Here is a 2,790-nt window from a genome sequence, read left to right as displayed (position 1 = left end):
CATCATCAACGGCGACGTGCCCGAAAGCCTGAAGGACAAGGCTTTGCTCGCGCTCGACATGGGCTCGCTCATCGCCGGCGCGAAATATCGCGGCGAGTTCGAGGAGCGGCTGAAGGCCGTGCTCGCGGAAGTCACGGCGTCCGATGGCGGGGTTATCCTCTTCATCGACGAGATGCACACGCTGGTGGGCGCGGGCAAGGCCGATGGCGCGATGGACGCCTCGAATCTCTTGAAGCCGGCGCTCGCGCGTGGCGAACTGCACTGCGTGGGCGCCACTACGCTTGATGAATACCGCAAGCATGTGGAGAAGGATGCGGCGCTGGCGCGGCGCTTCCAGCCGGTTTTCGTGTCGGAGCCCAATGTCGAGGATGCAATCTCGATCCTGCGCGGCATCCGCGAGAAATACGAGCTGCATCATGGCGTGCGCATCACGGATTCGGCCCTTGTTGCCGCCGCCACGCTCTCGAACCGCTACATCACGGATCGCTTCCTGCCCGACAAGGCCATCGACCTCGTGGACGAGGCGGCGGCGCGACTCAGGATGCAGGTCGATTCCAAGCCGGAAGACCTCGATTCGCTCGACCGCGAGATCATCCGCCTCCGGATCGAGCAGGAGGCCCTGCGCCGGGAAAAGGATCAGGCCTCTCAGGATCGCCTGACGAAACTTTCGGCCGAACTCGCCGAACTCGAGGAGAAATCCGCCTCGCTCACCACGGCATGGCGGGCGGAGAAGGACAAGCTCGGAGAGGCGCAGCGCATCAAGGGCGAGCTCGACCAGAAGCGTGCGGAACTCGAGCGCGCGCAGAGGCAGGGTGAATTCGCGAAGGCGGGTGAACTCGCCTATTCGACGATTCCCCAGCTCGAGAAGAAGCTGGCGGCTCTGGAAGAGGCCGCCAAGGCCGGCGCACTGATTTCCGAGAGCGTGACGCCGGATTCCATCGCGCAGGTCGTCTCACGCTGGACGGGCATTCCGGTCGACCGGATGCTCGCCGGCGAGCGCGAGAAGCTGCTCAGCATGGAGGAGGAACTCGGCAAGCGTGTCGTGGGCCAGCGCGAAGCGGTGGAGGCGGTCTCGACCGCCGTGCGCCGGGCGCGCGCGGGCCTTCAGGACCCGAACCGGCCGATCGGCTCCTTCATTTTCCTCGGCCCCACGGGTGTGGGCAAGACCGAACTCACCAAGGCGCTCGCCTCGTTCCTGTTCGATGACGAACATGCCCTCGTGCGGATCGACATGAGCGAATACATGGAGAAGCACTCGGTCTCCCGGCTCATCGGTGCGCCTCCGGGCTATGTCGGCTACGAGGAGGGCGGCGCCCTCACCGAGGCCGTGCGGCGCAGGCCCTATCAGGTCGTGCTCTTCGACGAGGTGGAGAAGGCGCATCCCGATGTGTTCACCGTGCTCCTGCAGGTGCTCGATGATGGCCGCCTGACCGATGGCCAGGGCCGGACGGTGGATTTCCGCAACACGCTGATCATCATGACCTCGAACCTCGGCGCGGAATATCTCGTCAGCCTCGGCGAGGAGGAGGGGGTCGATCAGGCGCGCGGCATGGTGATGGCTGCCCTGCGGGCAGCCTTCCGACCGGAATTCCTGAACCGAATCGACGAGATCGTGCTGTTCCAGCGCCTGAAGCGCGCGGATATGGGCGCCATCGTCGATATCCAGATGGGCCGGCTGCGCCAGCTCGTGGAAGATCGGAAGATCACGCTCGATCTCTCGCCCGCCGCGCGCAACTGGCTCGCCGAGAAAGGCTACGATCCCGCCTATGGCGCAAGGCCGCTGAAGCGCGTCATCCAGAAGAACGTGCAGGATCCGCTCGCGGGCCTCATCCTCGCCGGCAAGGTGATGGACGGCGAGACCGTGCCGATCGATGTGGAGACGGGTGCCCTGCGCGTGGGCGAATTCCTGGGTTTGGGCGACGAAGCCCCGCCGCCCAGGGCGAAGCTGAACTGAGAAGTCAGCGCCGTGATGGCCGGGCCATGTCTGGTCATCACGGCTCATAGCCCATTCCCTTGGCGACAGGCTTCCTCTACAGGGGGAGCCATGTCGCTTGTCACGGTCGCGCCGGCGCTTTTCGTTCTCATCTGGTCCACCGGCTGGATCGTCGCGAAATACGCGGCGTCCTTTGCCGATCCGCTGTTCTTCCTGGTCATCCGCTTCGCCTGTGCTTTCGTGCTCATGGCGCTGATCGCCCTCGCCTTCCGGGCAGAATGGCCGCGCAACCGCGCGGCCTATGGCCATGGCATGCTGAGCGGCGTTCTGCTGCATGCCATCTATCTCGGCGGGGTGTGGTGGGCCGTGGCCCACGGGCTGCCGGCCGGCGTCTCCGCGCTGATCGCCGCGATCCAGCCCTTGATGACGGCGGCTCTCGCGGCCCGCCTTGGCGGCGAAAGGCTCGGCGCCCTGCAGCTTTCGGGCATCGCGATCGGGTTCCTCGGCGTGATGGGGGTGATTGCGCCGAAGCTCGCGGGTCTTTCGGCCGGAGCCCTCGAAAGCCTCGCCGGGCCGGTTGTCGTCAACGGGATCGCGATGGTCGCGGTGACGCTCGGCACCTTCTACCAGAAGCGTTACATCGCCTCGGGTGACCTGCGCGTGGTTTCCACCCTGCAATATGCCGGCGCCTTCCTCGCGCTGCTGCCGCTCACGCTGCTTCTGGAACCCTTGCGCTTCGAGAACCGCTGGGAGACCTGGGCGGCGCTCGCCTGGTCGGTGATCCCGCTTTCGCTGGGTGCGATCGGCCTGATGCTGATGATGATCCGCCGTGGCGCGGTATCGAGGGTCGCGGCGCT

The 2,790-nt window shown here is 65.8% G+C and carries 2 protein-coding genes; both read left to right on the top strand.

From position 1 onward, the window contains the following. Positions 1-1,954: AAA family ATPase (locus ACKODO_RS09645; RefSeq protein ID WP_408983226.1), on the top strand; the 1,954-nt coding region annotated here is incomplete at its 5' end. A 90-nt stretch (positions 1,955-2,044) separates the two neighbouring features. Next, on the top strand, positions 2,045-2,790 hold a 746-nt coding region (locus tag ACKODO_RS09640; protein ID WP_408983225.1), incomplete at its 3' end, for a DMT family transporter.

The sequence above is a fragment of the Rhabdaerophilum sp. genome (assembly GCF_046092605.1).
GTDB lineage: Bacteria > Pseudomonadota > Alphaproteobacteria > Rhizobiales > Beijerinckiaceae > Rhabdaerophilum.
The sequence above is the reverse complement of the archived record's forward strand: the minus strand, read 5'-3'. Positions and strand labels throughout refer to the sequence as shown.